This is a genomic window from Ornithinibacillus sp. FSL M8-0202, assembly GCF_037975285.1.
Taxonomy (GTDB): Bacteria; Bacillota; Bacilli; order Bacillales; family Amphibacillaceae; genus Ornithinibacillus; species Ornithinibacillus massiliensis.
In genome coordinates, this window is record NZ_CP150248.1 from 2,940,946 (window position 1) to 2,963,631 (window position 22,686).

Annotated in this window: 17 protein-coding genes; 16 read left to right on the top strand and 1 reads right to left on the bottom strand. The window is 38.9% G+C overall.

The window, feature by feature from the left end:
- The first annotated feature begins 3 nt into the window (after window positions 1–3).
- The 10 genes from MKY78_RS14865 (at window position 4) to MKY78_RS14910 (ending at window position 12,622) form a co-directional block, all read left to right on the top strand.
- Window positions 4–843: a DUF1189 family protein gene (locus tag MKY78_RS14865; protein ID WP_339213757.1), complete on the top strand. Its 840-nt coding sequence runs from the start codon at window positions 4–6 to the stop codon at window positions 841–843.
- Between the two features lie 47 nt (window positions 844–890).
- Window positions 891–3,224 carry a glycoside hydrolase family 31 protein gene (locus MKY78_RS14870; protein ID WP_339213759.1) on the top strand — a complete coding sequence of 778 codons (2,334 nt, stop codon included), beginning with the start codon at window positions 891–893 and terminating at the stop codon, window positions 3,222–3,224.
- A gap of 29 nt (window positions 3,225–3,253) precedes the next feature.
- Entirely contained in the window at window positions 3,254–4,273 is a 1,020-nt protein-coding gene (locus MKY78_RS14875) for a LacI family DNA-binding transcriptional regulator (protein ID WP_339213761.1), read from the top strand.
- A gap of 1,136 nt (window positions 4,274–5,409) precedes the next feature.
- Window positions 5,410–6,705, top strand: coding sequence for a sugar ABC transporter substrate-binding protein (locus MKY78_RS14880; RefSeq protein ID WP_339213763.1), 1,296 nt, complete (start codon window positions 5,410–5,412; stop codon window positions 6,703–6,705).
- Between the two features lie 244 nt (window positions 6,706–6,949).
- Window positions 6,950–7,816: a sugar ABC transporter permease gene (locus tag MKY78_RS14885; protein WP_186870363.1), complete on the top strand. Its 867-nt coding sequence runs from the start codon at window positions 6,950–6,952 to the stop codon at window positions 7,814–7,816.
- A gap of 12 nt (window positions 7,817–7,828) precedes the next feature.
- Window positions 7,829–8,674: a carbohydrate ABC transporter permease gene (locus MKY78_RS14890; RefSeq protein WP_186870362.1), complete on the top strand. Its 846-nt coding sequence runs from the start codon at window positions 7,829–7,831 to the stop codon at window positions 8,672–8,674.
- Window positions 8,675–8,688: 14 nt separating this feature from the next.
- Window positions 8,689–9,855, top strand: coding sequence for a DUF1343 domain-containing protein (locus MKY78_RS14895; protein ID WP_339213766.1), 1,167 nt, complete (start codon window positions 8,689–8,691; stop codon window positions 9,853–9,855).
- A gap of 12 nt (window positions 9,856–9,867) precedes the next feature.
- Entirely contained in the window at window positions 9,868–10,743 is an 876-nt protein-coding gene (gene murQ, locus MKY78_RS14900; protein ID WP_339213767.1) for an N-acetylmuramic acid 6-phosphate etherase, read from the top strand.
- 11 nt (window positions 10,744–10,754) lie between these two features.
- Entirely contained in the window at window positions 10,755–11,720 is a 966-nt protein-coding gene (locus tag MKY78_RS14905) for a BadF/BadG/BcrA/BcrD ATPase family protein (protein ID WP_339213768.1), read from the top strand.
- 23 nt (window positions 11,721–11,743) lie between these two features.
- Window positions 11,744–12,622: a MurR/RpiR family transcriptional regulator gene (locus MKY78_RS14910; protein WP_339213770.1), complete on the top strand. Its 879-nt coding sequence runs from the start codon at window positions 11,744–11,746 to the stop codon at window positions 12,620–12,622.
- 394 nt (window positions 12,623–13,016) lie between these two features.
- Here MKY78_RS14910 and MKY78_RS14915 read toward each other — a convergent pair whose 3' ends face one another.
- Complete coding sequence (locus tag MKY78_RS14915) at window positions 13,017–14,585, bottom strand: SpoIID/LytB domain-containing protein (RefSeq protein WP_339213772.1); 1,569 nt, start codon at window positions 14,583–14,585, stop codon at window positions 13,017–13,019.
- A 321-nt stretch (window positions 14,586–14,906) separates the two neighbouring features.
- On the opposite strand from MKY78_RS14915, the gene MKY78_RS14920 reads away from it, so the two are divergent.
- The 6 genes from MKY78_RS14920 to MKY78_RS14945 all read left to right on the top strand — a co-directional run bounded on the left by MKY78_RS14920 (window position 14,907) and on the right by MKY78_RS14945 (window position 22,625).
- Complete coding sequence (locus MKY78_RS14920) at window positions 14,907–15,623, top strand: PIG-L deacetylase family protein (protein WP_339213773.1); 717 nt, start codon at window positions 14,907–14,909, stop codon at window positions 15,621–15,623.
- Between the two features lie 21 nt (window positions 15,624–15,644).
- Window positions 15,645–17,243: a beta-N-acetylhexosaminidase gene (nagZ, locus tag MKY78_RS14925; RefSeq protein WP_339213775.1), complete on the top strand. Its 1,599-nt coding sequence runs from the start codon at window positions 15,645–15,647 to the stop codon at window positions 17,241–17,243.
- A gap of 5 nt (window positions 17,244–17,248) precedes the next feature.
- On the top strand, window positions 17,249–18,439 hold the full coding sequence (locus tag MKY78_RS14930; protein WP_339213777.1) for an anhydro-N-acetylmuramic acid kinase: 1,191 nt from the start codon (window positions 17,249–17,251) through the stop codon (window positions 18,437–18,439).
- 68 nt (window positions 18,440–18,507) lie between these two features.
- Window positions 18,508–19,866: an extracellular solute-binding protein gene (locus MKY78_RS14935; protein WP_339213779.1), complete on the top strand. Its 1,359-nt coding sequence runs from the start codon at window positions 18,508–18,510 to the stop codon at window positions 19,864–19,866.
- Window positions 19,867–20,729: 863 nt separating this feature from the next.
- On the top strand, window positions 20,730–21,647 hold the full coding sequence (locus tag MKY78_RS14940) for a sugar ABC transporter permease (RefSeq protein WP_339213781.1): 918 nt from the start codon (window positions 20,730–20,732) through the stop codon (window positions 21,645–21,647).
- Window positions 21,648–21,659: 12 nt separating this feature from the next.
- Complete coding sequence (locus MKY78_RS14945; RefSeq protein WP_339213783.1) at window positions 21,660–22,625, top strand: carbohydrate ABC transporter permease; 966 nt, start codon at window positions 21,660–21,662, stop codon at window positions 22,623–22,625.
- Window positions 22,626–22,686 lie beyond the last annotated feature (61 nt).

The following is a 22,686-nucleotide window of genomic DNA, read 5'->3' on the forward strand; positions in this document are numbered from 1 at the left end:
ACAATGAAAAAAGATATATTTCCAATCAATTATTTTAAAAGCATTATTTCGCCGAAGCGCGTGTTTACTGGTAGAAAACAACTGAATTGGTTCCAAATCATCATTGTCTTATTATTTTTGAATGGATTAATGATGATTCCGTTATCCATTAATATAGCGAAAATGGATTCCTATCCTGTAGAAGAGACCTATCCAAATGCCTTTTCATTACTAAATGAAGCTGTGATTGGTGAGTTGCAGGATGCAGCATATGCACAAGGGCAACTGACTTTGCCAACTAGTTTTTTAGTAGAAAATGAACATGGAATAGTTGGGGGAAATATATCCACTTCTGATGAAGAGCATGCTTTAAAAGCAGAAAATGCACTGATTTTCCAAGAGGAAGAATTTATTATAAAGGACCAGGAAAATCCAGTAACAGCGGTAATGTATACGAATGATTTTGCCATTGAAGAGATAACGACGGTTCAGATGTTAAAGGACGAACTGTCAAGGCAATGGTTTATTCAAAATAGAGGTTTTATTGTTGGAAGTCTATTATTATCTTTATTTAATTTGTTGCTTGTAAGTATTGTCGTTATAAGCCTAGGATCTTCTATCTTTGTTTATCTTACGAAGAAAGGACAAATATCTACTATTCGAACGTATAAAGAATCGGTGAATTTAATTGTGAATACGTTAGGAATGCCGACAGTAGTGGCTTTGATCCTTGGTTTAATTCAATTTAATATTATTACGATGATTATGATACAAACATTCGGTTTTATTATGATGCTACTTTTCGTATTTATGAAAACTCGCTTCAGTGATGAGGTCGTAGCACAACTGGAGAACAACAGATAACCGGCTATGAATGATTACTTAACATTATATTTTCAGGAGGTACATCCATGCTTCAAGATACAAGCTTTGCCATACACCCAGGAAAAGAAAAAAAGGATGGGGCGGTCGTCTACCGTGACATTGGAAACGTAGATTCTTATTCAACTAGCTCTGATGGTTATTTATTTTCTTGTCGTAACGGATTTGTTCATATACAGTTTTATACGGATTCAATCGTTCGCATAATCATGAACCCAGAGGGAAAACCGTTATTGACTAATTCCAAGGCGGTAGTTGGACAACCTCAAAATGTAGCGATTAAAGAGGTGAATACAGAAGACACCCTATTACTTCGTACAGATAAACTGGTACTTCGTATAACGAAGTCACCATTTCGTTTAACGATAGAAGATACGACCGGTAGGGTAATCATATCCGAGGACAAACACGGTATGGCTTTCCGAGAAAACGGTGAAGTAATTGCCTTTAAAGAAATGTATGATCACGATCATTTCTATGGCTTTGGTGAAAAGTCAGGGCATTTAGATAAACGTGGCGAAAAATTAGAAATGTGGAATACCGATGTGTATGCACCGCATAATCCAGAAACAAATGCACTTTACGAGTCCATTCCTTATTTTATGACACTTCGAGATGGGAAGGCACATGGGATTTTCTTTGATAATACGTTTAAAACATACTTTGATATGCAATCATCGGAGGAATACTATTCCTTCTCGGCAGAGGGTGGGCAGCTAGACTATTATGTGATGGCTGGACCGCATCCGAAAACAGTGCTTGAGCAATATACCTTTTTAACAGGTAGAATGCCACTACCACCAAAATGGTCACTCGGCTATCACCAGTCTCGTTATAGCTATGAAACAGAGAAGGAAGTTAGAGAACTTGCGAAAACATTTATTGAAAAAAATATACCAATAGATGTTATTCATTTAGATATTCATTATATGAATGGCTACCGGGTATTTACCTTTGATAAAGAAAGATTCCCTAATCCTAAACAGCTAATTGCCGATTTAAAAGAAATGGGTATTCGTGTTGTGCCGATTGTTGATCCAGGTGTAAAAAAGGATTCTGAATATCAGATTTATCAAGAGGGTGTCTTAGAGGACAATTTCTGTAAGTATATCGAGGGCGATATTTACTATGGTGATGTTTGGCCAGGAGTAAGTGCTTTCCCTGATTTTACTGAGGAAAGGGTTCGTAAATGGTGGGGGGATAAGCATGCCTTCTATACCTCCATCGGGATAGAGGGAATCTGGAATGATATGAACGAGCCGGCAGTGTTTAATGAAACGAAAACAATGGATTTAACCGTTATGCACCGTAATGATGGGAATCCGACTACCCACCGAGAACTACACAATGTGTATGGGCTATTAATGGGGAAAGCAACCTATGAAGGAATGAAAGAGCAGCTAAATGGTAAACGTCCATTCCTATTAACTCGTGCTGGTTATGCTGGTGTACAGCGTTATGGCTCTGTGTGGACAGGTGACAATCGAAGCTTTTGGGAGCATTTACAAATGTCTTTACCAATGGTGATGAATTTAGGCTTATCTGGTGTTCCATTTACTGGTCCTGATGTTGGTGGTTTTGCCCATGATACAAATGCTGAATTATTAACTCGTTGGACACAGGTCGGGGCATTTACGCCATTTTTCCGTAACCATTCAGCAATTGGTTTCCGTTATCAAGAACCATGGCAATTCGGTGAGAAATATGAAACCATTATGAAAAAATATATTCAAATGCGTTATCAATGGATGCCACAGCTTTACTCATTATTCTATCAAGCTAGTAAACAAGGGTTACCAGTGATGCGACCATTATTAATGGAGTATCCTGAGGATGAGAAAACCTATAACTTGAATGACCAATTCATGATAGGAGATAACGTTATTATGGCACCAATTTTAAATCCTTCTGTAACAGATCGAGTGGTCTATCTTCCTAAAGGTGAATGGATAGAATATACTACTAGAGAATCCTATGAAGGGGAAAGGGTACACCTTATCCATGCAGAATTAGAGGATTTACCAATCTTTGTTCGTAAAGGTACAGCCCTGATGCAAGGTGAATGGAGCTCCAATCACGATAAACAAACAAAGACGCTTACGATGAAAGTAGCTCCATCTGATCTGGAAGAGAAGTATTCTTTCACATTCTATGATGATGATGGAGAAACATTTGCTTATGAAGCCTTAGAATTTGTTAAAATGACATTTGATATTCAATCTTCTGCCGATAAAGTAGATATCCAGATGGTCTCAAAAGAAGGAAATTACCAGCCTGCATATAATGAAATAAAGGTTGAACTAATCGGTTTAGATCGCACGATATTCGTTAATGGGAAACCTAGTAGTATAATTAAACTATAAAATTACGTTCAGAGGTAGAGGTGGGAAGAATGGTAACAATTAAAGATGTAGCAAAAGTTAGTGGGGTTTCCCCCTCTACTGTTTCTCGTGTTATTGCCAATAACCCAAGAATAAGTGAAGATACAAAGAAGAAAGTCCGTAAAGCAATGAAGGAGTTAGGCTATCACCCCAATGTAAATGCTCGGAATTTAGTTGCAAAATCGACTAAAGCAATAGGGGTTATTATGCCATCTTCTGCAAATGTGGCTTTACAAAACCCTTTTTTTCCAGAAATTTTAAGAGGAATTGGCTCGGTTATTCATGAAGCGGAGTATTCCATGTATCTATCAACGGGGGAGACAGAAAAAGAGATTTTTAGTGAAGTTCAGAGGATGGTGTACGGTAGCTATGTGGATGGTGTAATACTTCTTTATTCCCGTATTAATGATAAGGTTACCAATTTTTTAAGGGAGCAAGGGTTTCCATTTGTTATGGTTGGTAAGCCCCAAGAACATGATACCGAAATCACCCACGTCGATAACGATAATGTTAGAGCTGGAAAAGAAATCACGCAGCATTTAATCGATATGGGGCATGAGAGAATTGGTTTTATCGGTGGTTCTAGAGATTTACTAGTTACACGTGACCGTGAAAGTGGCTATGTTGCTGCATTAGAAAAGGCAGGAATTCAGGAGTGTGAAGGCTACAAAATTCATACGGAATTTCTAAAATCTGGTGGACGAGAAGCTGTAGAGCATCTAATGTCTTTATCAACACCACCGTCCGGCTTAGTAGTTAGTGACGATTTAATAAGTTTAGGGATTTTAAGTATGCTAGAGAACTACGGTTTACGAGTCCCACAGGATATCTCATTAGTAAGCTTTAACAATGTCTATCTTTCCGAAATTACAAGACCGGCACTAACAACAGTTGACATTCAAATCTATACACTAGGTGCGCAATCCGCTAAGGCACTTATTGAAAAAACATTAAATAAAAATGAGCCTGCCAAACGAATCATTATTCCATATGAAATTGTTTATCGGGACTCGGTTAGTCAGCTATCTTAAGGGAATTCCTTAGGATAGCTTTTTTAGTAGGAAAGAATCTGGTCTATTTCCTTGTGAGAGAGAAGAAGAGGAAAAAGGTAATCGAGAAGTTTAATCAGTGCCCTTTTTGGTGGAGAATAAGGAGAAAAGGTAACAGAGAGGAGGTGTCAGTGCCCTAAATTAGAAAGGAAAGCGAAGAAAGGTAACAGAGAGAGTTTGTCAGTGCCTTAAATTAGAAAGGAAAGCGAAAAAAGGTAACAGAGAGAGCTTGTCAGTGCCCTAAATGAGAAAGGAAAGCAGAAAAAGGTAACAGAGAGAGCTTATCAGTGCCCTAAAAGAGGAAGGAAAGCAGAAAAAGGTAACAGAGGGAGGTTATCAGTGCCCTAAATGAGGAAGGAAAGCGGAAAAAGGTAACAGAGGGATCTTATCAGTGCCCTAAATGAGAAAGGAAAGCAGAAAAAGGTAACAGAGAGAGCTTATCAGTGCCCTAAAAGAGGAAGGAAAGCAGAAAAAGGTAACAGAGAGAGCTTATCAGTGCCCTAAAAGAGAAAGGAAAGCAGAAAAAGGTAACAGAGAGAAGTTGTCAGTGCCCTAAATGGGAAAGGAAAGCGGAAAAAGGTAACAGAGGGAGGTTATCAGTGCCCTAAATGAGGAAGGAAAGCGGAAAAAGGTAACAGAGGGAGGTATCAGTTCCCAAATGAGAAAGAAAAAGAAAAAAAGTAACAGAGAGCTTTTCTCCTTACCAAAAATGAGTGGGAAAGAGATAATCGATACCTTATTTGGATCAATAAGGGAAAATGTAACAGAGAAATCCGCCCCCGTGCCCCTTTGGATGGATGTAAAAATAGCACCATCTATACAAAGAAAAAGCTTCTAAAAAATCATTTCAATATAATGAAAGATTGATAAAACAGATAGACTATGAATATAGCCAATTATTATAGAAAGATTCTTATATAATCTAACTTAATCTACCAAGAATGAAATATTATTTCAAAAACATAGTTTGACTATTGGAATAATATTTACTATAATGGGTTATGTTTGAAAGGGTTTTCAATTTTGTGGTGAAAACCGTTCTATCGAGATTAAATAGTAGATTGCTAGATTATCCACTATTTAATACAAATTTGATATGGATCAAAGGGGGAAAAAGCATGAAGAAGAAATTAGGTTTCTTAGCCTTTTTGCTGGCTATGTCTATGGTGGTTTTAGCTGCATGTGGAAATGATGACAGTGGCTCAGAAAAGAGTGGGGATTCAGATGGTGAGCAAATTACACTTGAATTTTGGACGATGCAATTGCAACCAACATTCACTGACTACATTAATGGTATCATTGAGGACTTCGAAGCAGAAAATCCAAACATCAAAATCGATTGGCTAGATGTACCGGCTGCAGATCTAGATAAGAAAATTCTTTCAGCGGTAAGTACAGACACAGCGCCTGATGTTGTCAACTTGAATCCGACATTTGCATCTCAGCTTGCAGAACTTGATGCACTTGTTAATATGGAAGAAGCTGTATCTGAAGATGATAAAGCATTATATGTAAAAGGTGCTTGGGAAGCAAACCAAATTGGCGATGTTACATTTGCGATTCCTTGGTATCTATCAACTTCTGTTACATTAAACAATAAACAAATATTTGAAGAAGCAGGACTTGATCCTGAAAAACCAGCAACTACGTATGAAGAAGCAGCAGAATATGCCAAAATCATTAAAGATGAAACAGGAAAGTATGGATATTTCCCATCTCTTGACCTATCTTTAGTTCTACAGCATATGGTGATGATGGGTGCTGAATTAACGAATGAAGATGGAACAGAAGCAGCTTTCAATACTCCAGAAGGTCTTTATGCTTTTGAATATTTCACTAATTTATATAACGAAGGACTAATCCCGCGTGAAGCATTAACTGGCGATCAACGTGCTACAATCGATATGTACCAAGCTGGACAAGTAGCATTCTTTGATGGATCTCAGTTCATCGTACAGGTTAAAGAAAATGCACCTGAAATCTATGAAAATACATTACCTTCTGAAGCAATTACAGGTAAATCTGGCAAGAAAACCATGTCCGTACAAAACGTGGTTGTACCAAAACAAACTAAAAATCAAGAGGCAGCAGTTAAATTTGCATTATTCTTAACGAATGGTGAAAACCAATTAGAATTCTCCAAATTAACACCAATTCTACCATCAAATGTAGAATCGTTAGCTGATCCTTACTTTACAGAAGCTGATGATGATGCGGAGCCTACGGATTTAGTGCGTATTGTATCAGCATCACAATTAGAAAGTGCTGAACTATTAGTTCCTCCAATGAACAATTATACGGAATTAAGACAAGCGATGTATGATGCTATTTCAGCTGCGATGCTTGGTGAGATGACTCCACAAGAAGCACTGGATAAAGCAGAAGCAGAGTGGAATGAGATTTTAGCACAGTAATTAAACAAGGGAGGGGATTATCCCCTCTCTATTAGTTTAGTAAGTAGAAATTTTCCGATCTGGATAAGAACAAATTACGAGGTTAGGACGCATCGAAAAAGCTGTGCATAAGAAACGAATGAGGCATGATAGTTCCAGTTCGGGGGCAATGTTATTCATTCGGTTTTTCTTTTAATCGAAACAGTTGTGTTCTGAACCCAACTGTTTTAAATATAGAACCGCTTAAGAGAACGGGGTGGAATCCTTGAGAACGAATAAGCTTACACCATATTTATTTTTATTACCTGGCTGTCTTATATTAGGAGCATTTATTTTCTATCCAATGCTACAGGCGATTTGGTTGAGTTTTACTGATTATAATATGATAACGGAAGCGTCATTTGTAAAGTTTGATAACTATCAAAATCTTTTCCAAGATGCATTATTTTGGAAAACATTAACGAATACCTTGATTTACTTAGTAGGGGTAGTACCTGCATTAGTTGTCATTCCGATATTTTTAGCTGTACTAGTCAATCAAAAATTAAAAGGGATTGCTTTTTTCCGTAGTGCCTACTATATCCCTGTTGTAACATCTTTAGTAGTCGCAGGTATTGCTTGGGACTGGGTGTATAAAGAAAATGGACTACTTAATTATGTACTTGAACTATTGAATATAATTACTGAACCTATTCCTTGGTTAACTTCAACCCAGACTGCTTTATTTGCAGTCATGGTGGTGACGGTGTGGAAAGGTTTAGGTTACTATATGATTATTTACTTAGCTGGCTTGCAATCTATTCCAGAGAGTTTATACGAAGCAGCTGATATTGATGGGGCAAACTGGTGGCAGAAGATGACGCGTGTAACTATTCCAATGCTGATGCCATTTGTTCTTATCGTTACGATTATGTCTTCCATTGCGGCGATGAAAGTGTTTGAAGAAATTTATGTGATGACAGGTGGCGGACCGCTACATAGCTCGGAAACGTTAGTGTTTTATATTTACACACAAGCATTTGAGCGTCTGAACATGGGCTATGCTAGTGCTGCAGGCGTAATTTTATTCTTATTAACCTTAGTATTCTCACTCATTAACTTAAAAGTTATGGGTAAGGATAATTCGGAATAAGGGGGAATCATGATGGCGAAACAATCAAACTCATCTAGAAAAGCAGTTAAAAAGATATCCTCATATATTCTTTTAGTATTAATCACGCTCTTTATGATTGGTCCATTTCTATGGTTACTGTCCACTGCATTAAAATCAGGTAGTGAAAATATCTTCCAATATCCACCGAAATTATTACCGGAAGAACCTACTTTAGCAAACTTCGGTAAGGTGTTAGATGTTTTCCCTTTTTGGAGATATTTATTGAATAGTGTCATTGTAGCAGTATTAACGGTTATATTGAACGTATTATTCTGTTCCCTAGCAGCATATCCATTAGCAAGAATGAATTTTAAAGGAAAAAATATCATATTCATTCTTATTATTGCAACGATGATGATTCCTTTCCAGCTATTAATGATTCCGGTATATGTTATTTCCTTAAAGCTTGGACTTCAAAATACGTATTTAGGAATGGTTTTACCACATGTGACAACTGCTTTTGGTGTGTTCCTAATGAGACAAGCATTTATGACTGTTCCGAATTCATTGGATGAATCAGCAAGAATGGATGGTGCAAATAGCTTCCAAATCTGGTACCGGATATTAATACCACTGGTTAAACCTTCGATTGTCACATTGACCATTTTTACATTTGTTTCGGCTTGGGGTGACTTCCTATGGCCATTAATCATAGTGAATGATCAGAATATGTTTACATTACCACTTGGTTTAAATATGTTATCTGGCACATTTACATCTGATTGGCGATTAATTGCCGCTGGTGCAATCATCTCGATGATTCCAATTATTACGATTTTCCTTCTGTTACAACGATTCTTTATTAGTGGGGCAATGAAAGGTGCAGTTAAAGGATAAGAGGGGGGAAGCAAATGAAGCTTGGCTTAGAAGTTTTTTTAGAAAAATATACGAAAGATTATAGTACGGAAAGAATTGGTCTATTAACGAATTTAACTGGTGTAAATCACCAACTAGAATCAACAATTGACTTGTTCTATTCACATCAACATTTAAACTTAACTGCGTTGTTCGGACCGGAGCACGGTTTACGTGGTGAGGTTCAAGAAGGAAAGCTAATTGATTCGAGTGTTGATCCATATACAGGTGTTCCAATTCATAGTCTTTATAATAAGGATAAGAAGCCTAATGTCGAGATGTTAAAAGACGTGGATGTTGTCTTTTGCGATTTACAGGATATCGGGACGAGATATTATACCTTTATTTATTCTATGGCAAACACGATGCAAATTTGTGGTCAAGAAGGGAAAAAGGTTGTCGTTCTTGATCGCCCGAACCCAATTAATGGTATAGACGTAGAAGGAAATCTAGTTCAAGACGCGTTTCGCTCCTTTGTTGGTAAGTTTCCGATTCCGGTGCGCCATGGAATGACTATTGGCGAGTTAGCAAGGTTATTTAAACATGAATTTAATATAGCATGTGACTTAGAAGTCATTCCGATGGAGGGCTGGAATAGAGAACAGTACTTTGATCAGACAGATTTATACTGGGTCTCCCCAACCCCGAATACAACAACAATTGATATGTGTATGCTCTATCCTGGTACTTGTTTAATAGAAGGAACGAACATATCGGAAGGTAGAGGAACGACGAAACCGTTTGAAGTGATTGGCGCGCCCTTTATTGATGGAAGGAAGCTTGCTGAAGCATTGAAATCTCTATCATTACCAGGTGTACAGTTTAGACCGGCAGTTTTTAAACCAATGTATCAAAAGTTTGCCGGTGAAGTATGTGAAGGAATCCAGGTTCATATTTCTAATAAAGATACACTTTCCGCTTTTGATATTGGAATTTCCATAGTAGAAACCATTTATCGTCTTTATCCAGAGCAAATGACGTTTATTCAAGCAGGGGAACAGAACCGTTATTTTATCGATTTATTAGCTGGAACAGATCAGTTAAGAAAACAGATTATACAAGGGGATACGACGGATTTTCGTGAACAACTACCAACCGCAGTACAACAATTTATGGCAATGAGAGAGAATTATTTATTATATCCAACAAACGATATGGCATAAGGAAGTGGTAAGATGGCACTAGAATTAGATACAATGTCGGTCGATCAATTATTAACTGTAATGAATGAGCAAGATAAACAAGTGCCATTAGCGGTGGAAAAAGCACTCCCTCAAATAAAACCGGTGATTGATGCTTGTGTCGAGGCAATTAAGCATGGTGGAAAGGTAATCTATATGGGAGCAGGTACCAGTGGTAGACTCGGTGTACTAGATGCATCCGAATGCCCTCCTACATTTGGTGTAAAAGCAGACGTCTTTATCGGGATGATTGCAGGCGGGGAGCAGGCAATTCGATATGCAGTAGAAAATGCTGAAGATGATAAGGTTCAGGGAGCTTTAGAAATAGAAATGCACGCTACGGAAAAGGATGTCCTAATTGGGATAGCAGCAAGTGGTAAAACACCATATGTTATCGGTGGAATCCAAAAAGCGAAAGAAATGGGGATACATACAGTAGGGATAGTTTGTCAACCTGATTCTGAAATAGCATCCCTTGTTGATAGCCCAATCGAATTACTGGTAGGCGAAGAAATTCTCCGGGGTTCAACTAGATTAAAATCTGGTACAGCCCAAAAGTTAGCTTTGAATATGATTTCCACGATTACGATGATTCGCTTAGGAAAGGTTTATGGAAATTATATGGTTGATGTACAAGCATCCAATGATAAATTGCGAAAGCGGACGATCAGTATTATATGTGACATTACAAGTGTGGAGGAAAAGGTTGCTAGAGAAGCCCTTGTGGCGTGTGGGAATAAATTGAAAGCAGCTGTCTTAGTATGCAAATACCATATATCTGCTACCGAAGCATTACAGATTCTCAAAGATTATGAGGAAAATCTAAGAGATTCAATGGACTATTTGGATACTAGAAGCGCTGTATATTAGGGTGATGAGAGATGGAGTATGTAATTGGGATTGATGGTGGAGGAACAAAAACACAAGTCGTCTTAACCGATATGGAGGGGAGAGTAGTATCCCATACACAATATGGTTCTACGAATCCTAATGCCGTATCAAAGAGTGAACTAATCCATACGTTTCAAACAATTTTTCTTGATCTTCAGCAAAGTGTACCAGATATCGTATGTAACGTATCGACTATATTTGCAGGGATATCAGGAGCTGGTAGTCAGCAATCCGCATCGCTAGTAAAGGAAGTAATTCAATCCACGCTTCCAATAGAGGTAAAAGTTAAAGTAGAACCTGATTCCGTTAATGCATTATACGCTGGTACTTATGGGAAGCCTGGAATCGTGCAAATATCAGGGACTGGTTCCATCACATTTGGAGTAAATGAGAATAACCAACAAGGCCGTGTTGGTGGTTGGGGATATTTACTAGGTGATGAAGGCAGTGGTTATGATTTTGGAAGAAAAGGGATTATGGCAGTATTACAACATGAAGATGGTCGGGGACCAAGTACGATGCTAAAGGATATACTCTTCTCCTATTTTCAAGTTACTTCTGGTCGAGAGCTTATTGATCAAATCTACCATTCCCGAGCACCTAGAATGACTATAGCACAAGTATCCAAGCTAGTTTTCCAAGCCTACGAGGCCGGTGATGCTGTGGTGGCAACGATGATGCAGAATGTAGCAAAGGATATTAGCCATAGTATTAAAACACTAGATCAGAAGCTTTTTACTACTAATAATGAATTAGAGGTCATTTTATGTGGTGGATTATTTTCTAATCGATTGATTTTACCACCTTTATTAGAATTGGAGTTTAAAGGCTATTCTAAACCAGTCTCTTTTATATTACCAGAACTTCTACCAGTCGCAGGCTCAATTATTGGTGCATTACTAGAAAATAAGCAAGCAATTTCTACTAGCATCATCGATAATCTCCGTACGATTTAATGTCGAAAAGGCAGGTGTAAAGGATGGCCAATTTAAAAGGTGGATTAACGATTATCAAAGAAATGGTAAAGAGTCTACCAAATTCAGAACGAAAGATTGCAGAATACATTTTAAACCATCCTAGAGAAGCGGTTTTATTAACAGCCCAAGCACTAGGGAAGAAAAGTGAAACGAGTGGTGCTGCGGTAATTAGACTTTGTAAGTCACTTGGATTTAATGGGTTTCAGGAATTAAAGCTACGCGTTGCCGGTGATCTTCAGGAAGATAGCCAGAGCGAATTTCGTGATATTGAACCGAAGGAAGATTATGAGAAGATTATTGAAAAAGTTACCTCTAACACTATGCAGACGATTAAAGATACGGTCAATATGATACATTTTGACCAACTAAAAGAAGCAGTCCATACAATCATCCATGCTAATTCGATTACGTTTATCGGGTTTGGGGCGTCCTTTATCACCGCAAAAGATGCAGAGCAAAAATTTATCCGAATTAATAAACAAGTTCATGCATTTTCCGATATTCATATGGCATCTACGGCTATCGCGAATAAGGGCTCACATGATGTGGTAGTTGGGATTTCTTTTTCTGGTAATACGGTGGAGGTTGCGAAGCTGTTAGACCTTGCTAAATCAAGGAATGTGAGGACGATAAGTATTACGAAGTATGGCAACTCCATGTTAACGAGTCATGCGGATATTAATTTATTTACATCAACTGCTAAAGAGGCCGTTAATCGAAGTGGTGCGACATCATCAAGAATTGCCCAACTTCATTTAATTGATATTTTATTTATGTGTGTGGCCTCAGAGGAATATGAAAAGGCGGTTGGATATTTGGATTCCACAAGAGAAGCAGCAAATTATGTTAAGCGGCAGTTAAATGGGAAGCGAAGAGATTAACTGAGGTTATTCTTTCATAATGAAAAGAGGATGGGACAAAAGATTTACCTTAAAGTAAAAACCGAATGATGAGCTACGACCCCGCTCCGGAAATATACTTCGCTTTCACTTCCAGTACAGGGGCGACATTTGCTCGAAAAGACCATCGCAGTGTCTACCTGTATCACAGCATAAGTGCGACATCTGCTCGAAAAAACCTCGCAGTGTCTACTTTACCGCCGGGCGGCTGCCTTAGCCTCCTCGTGCTACTTCTTTAGGGGTCTCAACCTTGCCCTTTCCTCCCGCAGGAGTCTACGTATATTTCCGGAGCTAGTATAGTATATTACTCGGTTTTACACTTGATTCTTTTAGTTTTGTCCCAGCCTCCACCTTATAGTAATTTTTATAAGCTTTTTTAATAGATTTCTTCCAATTCAATACCTTGATAGTAATGCTTCAAGATTTCGTCGTACGTAAATCCTTTAGTAGCCATACCCATTGCGCCGGTTTGTGATAGACCAACACCATGGCCCCAGCCTCCGCCATATACTTCAAACCCAATGACCTCTTTTGTTCTTTTTTCCTTTACTGGTTCGATGTAGAATAGCGTACTCAATAAAACACTCTTTGCTCCAGCATCATTAAAATACTGCAGAGCCCAACGAATACGATCTTTATATTCATAGAAGGTTCCATTTTCAGTTACAAATTCAATTTCTAGTACTCTACCGGAATTAGCTCGGTCTAACACATTAATTTCATAGACCTGCCCAACATCTGTACTGAAATAGTCACTTAATACTTGGCTGATCTCCTCACTTGTCCATTCAAAATACCAGCGATGGTATCTGGACCAATCGGATTCGAAATCTCCATTTCGCTGTGCCCTAAGGGATTTCGGGTTAGCACTGTTTTTGAAGACATTCAAATTAGGGACATTGTCTAATGCTTTACCACGCTGGGAATCTGGTACGCCACGAAGGTAAGGAATTGGGTCAGAGTTCCACACATCTTCATTATTCGCTGTATGTCCACCACTAGTAGAATGATAGACGGCATCAATTAATTCTCCATTATAGGTTGCCACAATCCCCGCTGTTTCTTGAACTGCTTGAGTAGAAATTGGGTGCTCTACATCATATCCACCGTATACTTGGTCAGAAGTAGTTGGTAATAAATCATACCCGTCTGCACTACGCTTTCCAAGCCCTCTAATCGCATAAGTTCTAGCAGCTACTGCCTGAGCCTTTTGCGCTTCTAATTCCCCATATGGATTTGGTGGGAGCTCTCGTGGTACTACTCCATATAAATATTCTTCTAAAGGTAATTCATTAATTCCCGCTAACGTACCTGCACTGTTGAATCCGACCTCACCAATTCCACGATATTGACTACCGTTGATCTTCACAATACCATTTTCGGAACTAATTTGTACCGCGTTAGAAACAAGAGTCTCGACGTCATTTGCAACAATGCGAATTTGTGTTTCTCCAGACGATTCGGTAATCAAGCGCCAATAGGAATCAATTCCGGCAAATCCTTCCGTAATCATTTGCTGTCGGAATGCTTCTCGATCTCCCCAGCTAGCATCCTGCGGGAACTTTCCGATTAATAAACGCCATCCACCATTATAGTCCTCGACAAACGTATCATATCCCGCAGCTTCGGCTCTGTTTAACCAATCCTGTATGTATGGAACACTCGTTGTCCAAGAAGTTTGCAAACGATAATTCGTTTCGATTGTTCCAGATGAAGCTAATTCCACACGAACCTCATCATTTTCACCGGTATACATCACTTCACCTGTTTCTTTATCCGTAATGGTGAAGCCTTGATTGCTTCCGATGCTAACCGATTCAGCTGTCGGCACAACCCCAATCCGAATCATCTGGGTGTTGCTTTCTGCAAAACTAGTAATCCCACCTGAAAAAATTCCAGAAAAAGCTAATAAACTAATCAATAATACCATAGCTAGTTTCTTCAACCATTCCACCTCCATTTTAATGAAATAAAACGCTTACAATATAACTATTCAACAAATAGACCAAGAATCCTCTTTCACTTTTGTAGGCAAAAAGAACCTTTTTTAGTGTTCTAATAGGTCCGTCGGCATAATAGAAATGAAATATGATAACATTTTTAATAAAAAAATCATGAATTACTATTTTAAAATGATTATTTTCATGTATAATGAAAGTAGTTTTTAAAGGGATATAACATTAATTCTATTTTAAATTATTTATTTATTTCGAAATGTAAGCGATACCAAAATGTGGTACTATATTCCTGAAATGAGGTGTGATAGATGAGTGAGAAAATTCATCTAATGGTAGTTGGAGCACATTGTGGTGATGCGGAAATTCAAGCAGGTGCAATTGCTTATAAATATGCAAAGGCAGGGCATGATGTAACATTTTTACATTTAACCGCTGGGGAGAAGGGGAATCCACCTCATATTGCTGTAGAGGACTATCGAGAGCAGAAAATCAAGGAGGCGGAAAAGGCGGCAGCAATACTTGGCGGGAAAAGTATTACCCTTGATTATAAGGATGCAGAACTAAATGAGGAGGATGAAACGATAACTAGGGTTGCGAGACTATTTCGGGAGTTAAAGCCAACCATCGTGATAACCCATTGGGAAAATAGTATGCATCCAGACCATGCACGTTGCCCACGAATTGTTCAAGCTGCATGGCTGAAGGCTGCGCTAGCTGGATTTGAAATAGATGGTTTACCACCACATTCGTTAACTAGAATGTTTCATAGTGAGAATTGGGAAGACATGGAAGGATATATACCGGATGTTTATGTGGATGTTTCCGATGAATTTGATACGTATTTAGAGGCATTATCCCAGTATTGGTTCATCATGAATTCTAGTGATTTTCGCTATTACGATTATTATAAAGCTCTAGGTACGATGCGTGGTTGTTTAGCTAGAACAACCTATGCCCAAACATTGAAGTATCCAGTTGGTGCGAACATTCGAAAAGGAAATGCAATCCCAGGATTTGAATTATAACGGAATGTGGAGTGATACATAATGGCAGAAACACTACAAGAAAAAATTGGTCAACTCATGGTGTTTGGATTTAAAGGAAAAACCGCAACACCTGAAATAAAAAAGCTTATTCGTGAACAACATATTGGTGGAATTATTCTTTTTGGAAGGAATATTGGAACAACAGAGGAAGTTTTAGCCCTAACGACAGAACTCCAACGCGAAGCTAAAAAGGCAGGACATAAAAAGCCACTCTTAATTTGTATTGATCAAGAAAATGGAGTTGTGCGTAGACTTGGTGAAGGAGCAACAATACTTCCTGGTGCTATGCTGCTTGGGGCAACTGGCCGACGTGAAAATGCCTATATTACTGGCCTTCTTACTGGGCGGGAATTAAAAGCATTGGGCATCAATTGGAATCTAGCTCCTGTAGTCGATGTGAACAATAATCCAGATAATCCAGTTATCGGTGTTCGATCTTTTGGTGAAAAGGCGGAACTTGTTTCAGCGTTTGGAAAGCAAGCGGTTAAAGGAATGCAGGATGCTGGTGTCATTACGACATTAAAGCATTTCCCAGGACATGGAGATACGAATGTGGATTCTCATCTTGATTTGCCCACTATCTCTCACCCTATAGAACGACTCAAGGAAATCGAGCTAAAACCATTTGTAGATGTAATCGAGCAAGGGGCAGATACAATTATGTCCGCACATGTGTATTTCCCAGCTATTGAAAATCAAGAAAATGTACCAGCAACGCTTTCTAGGAAAGTAATTACTGGATTGCTGCGTGAAGAATTAGGATTTAACGGTGTGGTGACAACAGACTGTATGGAAATGAATGCCATCTCAGAAGGAATTGGAACAGCAGAAGGAGCAGTTGAAGCCCTAAAGGCTGGAGTCGATTTAATCATGATTTCACACTTGCAATCTAGGCAATATGAAGCCTTAAGTCTAATAGAGGAAGCAGTTAAGACAGGGGATATCGCAGAGGAAATCATCGAACAGGCATATAGCCGCGTGATGGCTTTAAAGGATACCTACTTGTCTTGGGATGATATTTCATTGGATACTAAACCGATTGTCTCAAAGGATGTGGGGGCTAAACTACATGAGGTTGAAGCATATGAAATGTATAAGCAAGGGATTACCATGGTGAAAAATGATAATCAGATTCCCCTACATTTAGAAAGTGCGGATCGAGTTTTAGTAGTATATGCAACGAACAGCTACGCTATGCAGGTTGAGGATAAGCGATATTCGACGTTTAGTCTAGGAGAAGCCGTAGCGAAACTTCATGAAAACACGGAAGTAATCGAGCTTTCTAATCCACCGACCGATAAGGAAATCACCCGCGTAAAGGAGATAGCTAAAGACTTTCAAGCAGTGATCGTCGGTACGCTATCTGTAAAAGCGCATGATCAGCAAGTGAAGCTGGTGGAAGCATTGGTTAAGGAAAATGAGAATGTAATCGTTATTGCTACAAGAAGTCCTTATGATATTGCTTATTTGCCAGATGTACCAGCCTATATAGCAACCTATGAATTTACCAATCCTGCCCTACAAACAGCGGTAGAAGCGGTATTTGGCAAGGTTAAAGTAAAAGGGAAATTACCAGTTACCCTGCCACAGAGAGGGTGAAAACGATGCTTTTAGACAATAGTTTTACATATGGCGTCGGTATCATGTCAGGGACTTCCCTAGATGGAATTGATATTGCTGTCGTTAAACTATCAGAAGAAAACGATTCGGTACATCTAGAATTGGAACACTTTGATACGATACCTTACTCCGATGAGGTAAAGCAAGTCATTCTCGACCTTTGTGATCCAATTACTGCTAGTATTCAACTGATTTCTAGCATGAATATGTTATTAGGAAATTTGTATGCAGAAGCGGCTTTAAAGGCTATAGATGATTCCGGCTTACGATTAGCGGATATTAGCTTTATCAGTTCCCATGGTCAAACGATATTCCATCAGCCAGAGCCTATGGATGCTGCAGGGGAGCTAGTTGCTTCAACCTTACAAATTGGTGATATTAGCACGATTGCTGAACTAACCGGAATTACTACTGTAGGTGATTTTCGTACAAGAGATATGGCGGTAGGTGGGCAAGGTGCTCCATTGGTACCATATGCTGATTATCTATTATTTCGTAGTCAGGAAATTGGTAGAGTACTAGTGAATATCGGTGGAATAGCTAACCTTACAATACTACCTAAAAATAGTGCTCCGTCTCAGGTGAAAGCATATGACACTGGACCTGGAAATATGATAATCGACTATTTTGCTAGAAGAATGACGAATGGTGAATGGTTTTATGATAAAAATGGAGAGCTCGCTGCTAACGGAATCGTTAATCAAACATGGTTGGATATCTTATTACAAGAGCCCTACTATAAAATCCCTCCACCGAAGTCAACCGGTAGAGAGCTATTTGGGGAAGAGTACGCGATCAAACTTTGGAATGATGCAGATAAACTATCGATAAATCTAGCTGATCGAATCGCAACAATTACGAAGCTAACGGCGGTAACACTAACAAAAGATATTAAACGACATATTGAACCCGATGGAATTCGTGAAGTATTTATAAGTGGTGGTGGTAGCTACAATCCTATTTTAATGAAAGAAATACGAAATGGGTTACCTGATCATGTTCAACTGAGGAAGATGGATGAGATTGGTATGCCTGCTGATGCCAAGGAAGCGATGATTTTTGCTTTATTAGGTTATCAGTGTTTGAAACAAAGAACCAATAATTTCCCCCCAGCTACTGGAGCCAAGCGCGAAGTCGTCATGGGGAAAGTAGCCTGGGGCAGATTAAGGGGGTGAATTACTTCAAGCAATCATAATCATTTTTAGCTACTTATTTAAAAAATTATGTTAGGGGGAAGTAAACCATGAAAGGTAGAATGAAGTTATTTTCATTAATGTTACTAGCATTAGCGTTTGTACTAGTGCTAAGTGCATGTGGTAACAACTCAGACGGAGATACAGATGAAGATGGTAACTGGACTGGAACAATCACAATTTGGGATGGTCCTCGTTGGGCAGAAGAAGGGGATACATCAGGTGAAGAAGGTAAGGGTAATCAATACTTCTGGTTAGAAGGAAAAATTAAAGAATTTGAAGATGCAAATCCAGGAGTGAAAATTGAGCTTATTCAAGTACCTTGGGCTGAAATGCCTGATAAGCTAGGCGTTAATATTGCGGGCCAATCTTGGCCGGATATTGCACCAGTTGATATTAGTGGTAGTGCTGTAAGTATTGATCATATTGAACAAGGTGTCATTGAATCGTTAGATGATTTATTTACAGAAGAAGAGAAAAGTGATTTCTATGAAAATGCATTAGAGGCGTATACATTCGATGGGAAAATGTATGGCATACCGAATTCATTAACGGTTCACTCTATGCTGCTTAACTTAGAATTATTTGAAGAAGCGGGTGTTGAAGCACCTGAAAACGGTGAATGGACTTGGGAAGAGTTCGTGGATGCAGCCGAAAAATTAACCTTTGACCGTGATGGAGATGGAACTATTGATGTTTATGGTTTCTCTACTTATATCCTTCCTGGTTATTATGAAGCTTGGCCATTCTTCTACATTAATGGTGGTCAGCCTCTAAGTGATGACTTATCGGAATTCGCATTTGACTCACCTGAAGCAATTGAAGCAATTCAACAGCTTGCTGATTTAAAGCTAGTAAATGAAGCAGCACCTGTATCCATGGGGGGGTCTGATGTAGGTGGCACCTTCCAAGCTTGGGCAAGTGAAGAACAACGTACCGTAGCAATGCAACCTTGGGCGACTTGGGCTATTACATCTGCTCAAACAACATACCCAACTGACTTTATGGTAGCGAACTACCCAACTGGTACGACAGGTGAACCGATCACAATCGGTGGTGTTGGCGGCTGGACTATGTTTAAGCAAGAGAGTGAAGAGAAGAAAAAAGTCGTAGGAGAGTTCATGAAGTTTATCTCTACTACAGATGAGCAATATTTAATGTCTAAATCATATGGTATTTTCCCTGCTCGTATTAGTGCAGCAGAAATGAATCCATTTGAAGACAATGAGCAAATGGCTCGCGCACAAGAAATGTCTTCCCAAGTGGTGATGCCTCCACGTCATCCAGAATGGAAGAAAATCGATGAAATCATCCAACGTGAATTACAGCTCGTATTTAACGGAGAGAAAACAGCTGAAGAAGCGATGGCAACAGCCAAACCAGAAGTTGAAGCATTGTTAGGTGAATAATTGATAATCTGGTAGACTTTGGAGATTTAAGCTTTCGAAGTCTACCGGATTTTATTCAGTAGATTGGAAAGTTAATTTGATGGAGTGAGCTCTTTTTGAGGGGGTGCGAAAGGGAAAGGTAACAGAGAGAGCGTGTCGAAGCCCTTTTAAAGAGAAAGAAGCAGGAAAAGGTAACAGAGAGAGCGTATCGAAGCCCTTTTTAAGAGAATGGAGCAAGAAAAGGTAACAGAGAGAGCGTGTCTGTAACCTTTTTAAGAGAAAGAAGCAGGAAAAGGTAACAGAGGGAGCGTGTCAAAGCCCTTTTTAAAGGAATGAAGTAGGTAAAGGTAACAGAGAGAGCGTGTCGAAGCCCTTTTAAAGAGAAAGAAGCAGGAAAAGGTAACAGAGAGAGCGTGTCAGAGCCCTTTTTGAAGGAATGGAGCAGAAAAAGGTAACAGAGAGAGCGTGTCCGTAACCTTTTTAAGGGAATGGAGCAAAAAAAGGTAACAGAGAGAACGTGTCAGAGCCCTTTTTGAGGGAAAGGAGCAGGAAAAGGTAACAGAGAGAGTGTGTCAGAGCCCTTTTTGAAGGAATGGAGCAGAAAAAGGTAACAGAGAGAGCGTGTCTGTAACCTTTTTAAGGGAATGGAGCAAGAAAAGGTAACAGAGAGAGCGTGTCAGAGCCCTTTTTAAGAGAATGAAACAGCAAAAGGTAACAGATAAAGCAACTGCGCTCTTTTTATGTTAATTAACGGATCATCGTTATTTACTAAGAATAGTGAAAAAAAGGTAATCATTAACATTCAGCTTGTAATAGCAGGAGCCTAAAAGAATGCTTGAGGCGATTTTGCTACATATTCCAGGAGACAGCAGGGAGGGAGAATTTTGGAATTATCAGGACGTTTTAAAAATGCTGGTAAGAGTATAAAAAGAACAGGTAAATTGATGCGTAAAAACTATGCAGCCTATCTCTTTTTACTCCCGAAATTGATTTTATTTACATTGTTTATTGCCATACCCGTAGTTTGGGCATTTGTTTTATCATTTCAAGAATATCGCATAATGGATGCTAATAATTTGGTCTGGTTAGATAATTATAAAAAAGTATTTGAAAGTGATGCATTTAAGCAGGCATTACTTAATACAACTATTTATACCGTCGTCACCGTGCCTTTCAACGTCATAACAGCTTTAATTGCTGCAACTTTAATACATTCGTTAGGCAAATTTGCACAGAATTTCTTCCGTGCAGCATTTTATTTACCAACTGTTACGTCGATGGTAATTATCGCAATGGTATGGCGGTGGATGTATAACTATGAATTTGGACTATTTAATCATGTAATAGGATGGTTTGGTATGGAACCGATTAACTGGTTAGGACAAACCAATTCCGCATTATGGGCAATCATAATTATGCAAATGTTAATTCCTTTTGGAGTTGGAATTATTCTATATATGGCTTCGATGAGCTCCATTTCAGACTCGTTATACGAAGCTGCGACAATAGATGGTGCCAATGCATTTCAGAAATGGATCAAGATTACCATTCCAATGCTAACACCGTCGACCGTATACTTAACCCTTTTAAGTACGATTGGATCTTTCCAGGTATTTACCCAGATTATCCTCATGACCGGTGGCGGACCAGGGTATGCCACAGAAACATTAGTGCACTTAATCTATAAAACTGGTTTTAGAGACTTTGAATTTGGATTGGCTGCGGCACAATCAGTCGTGCTATTCTTTATTATTTTTATCATCTCTGTACTGCAATACAAAGTCTTAAATCGGAAAAGTTAGGAGGGGAAATACTTGAAGAAGCGATTTACACTCAATAAATTGATAGTCTATGTTTTGTTATCTGTAGCAGCAGTTATTTCCCTTTTACCGTTGTATTGGGTATTTAGTACATCGTTACAGCTTAAAAGCTATCAGGATGAAGGGCTAGACCGTCCAACATCGTACGTCAATGCAAACCCACCGAAGATGTATCCTGTTGGTATACCGGAATACTTCGAGCACTGGGGAAAGGCTAGAGAAGCTAAAAAATCTGGAGATGCGGAAAAAGAAGCATACCACCGTGATATTATGTCCCATATTATCCGTGATACTTTTTCTGGCTTTACTAACTTATTTAGTAAAAATCAAATGGGATGGTGGTTCTTCAATAGTTTATATATTGGCATCGTGGTTACGATCGGGATTCTCTTATTGGACTCTATGGCCGGCTATGTGCTCGCCAAGAAGAGGTTTCCTGGGCGAAATCTCATATTTTGGCTTATCATATCCACGATGATGATTCCATCACAGGTAACCTTAGTACCAATGTTTATTATGGTACGTGATCTCGGACTAATGGATACCCATTGGGCGCTAATTTTACCGGACTTATCCATGGTATTTGGTGTATTTCTTATGCGGCAATTTATGCTCTCAATTCCAGATGAGCTGATCGAAGCAGCCAAAATTGATGGGGCGAGTGAATGGAGAACGTATTGGAAAATTGTATTACCACTAGCAAGGCCAGGACTAGCAGCACTTGGCATCTTTACATTTATGAACGTTTGGAACTCATTCCTATGGCCAATTATCGTATTAAACAGCGCTAAACTCTACACATTACCAGTAGGGTTGAAAACATTACAGGATGCAAACTTAGCAGACTTCAAGCTACTGATGAGTGGTGCGGCCATAGCAGCAATACCAATGATCATCGTATTTCTTATCTTCCAACGTCACTTTGTAAAAGGATTGACTTTGGGTGGAGTGAAGGAGTAGTAGACTTGGTTTAGCCTAGGGTACTGGTTAGTTTGGTGATGGTTTATATTCGGTATCACTA

Excerpts from the sequence above, each read along its gene's own strand:
- MKY78_RS14865 (WP_339213757.1), top strand. The coding sequence starts at position 4 with ATGAAAAAAGATATATTTCCAATCAATTATTTTAAAAGCATTATTTCG.
- MKY78_RS14870 (WP_339213759.1), top strand. The coding sequence starts at position 891 with ATGCTTCAAGATACAAGCTTTGCCATACACCCAGGAAAAGAAAAAAAG.
- MKY78_RS14875 (WP_339213761.1), top strand. The coding sequence starts at position 3,254 with ATGGTAACAATTAAAGATGTAGCAAAAGTTAGTGGGGTTTCCCCCTCT.
- MKY78_RS14880 (WP_339213763.1), top strand. The coding sequence starts at position 5,410 with ATGAAGAAGAAATTAGGTTTCTTAGCCTTTTTGCTGGCTATGTCTATG.
- MKY78_RS14890 (WP_186870362.1), top strand. The coding sequence starts at position 7,829 with ATGGCGAAACAATCAAACTCATCTAGAAAAGCAGTTAAAAAGATATCC.
- MKY78_RS14895 (WP_339213766.1), top strand. The coding sequence starts at position 8,689 with ATGAAGCTTGGCTTAGAAGTTTTTTTAGAAAAATATACGAAAGATTAT.
- murQ (WP_339213767.1), top strand. The coding sequence starts at position 9,868 with ATGGCACTAGAATTAGATACAATGTCGGTCGATCAATTATTAACTGTA.
- MKY78_RS14905 (WP_339213768.1), top strand. The coding sequence starts at position 10,755 with ATGGAGTATGTAATTGGGATTGATGGTGGAGGAACAAAAACACAAGTC.
- MKY78_RS14910 (WP_339213770.1), top strand. The coding sequence starts at position 11,744 with ATGGCCAATTTAAAAGGTGGATTAACGATTATCAAAGAAATGGTAAAG.
- MKY78_RS14920 (WP_339213773.1), top strand. The coding sequence starts at position 14,907 with ATGAGTGAGAAAATTCATCTAATGGTAGTTGGAGCACATTGTGGTGAT.
- nagZ (WP_339213775.1), top strand. The coding sequence starts at position 15,645 with ATGGCAGAAACACTACAAGAAAAAATTGGTCAACTCATGGTGTTTGGA.
- MKY78_RS14930 (WP_339213777.1), top strand. The coding sequence starts at position 17,249 with ATGCTTTTAGACAATAGTTTTACATATGGCGTCGGTATCATGTCAGGG.
- MKY78_RS14935 (WP_339213779.1), top strand. The coding sequence starts at position 18,508 with ATGAAAGGTAGAATGAAGTTATTTTCATTAATGTTACTAGCATTAGCG.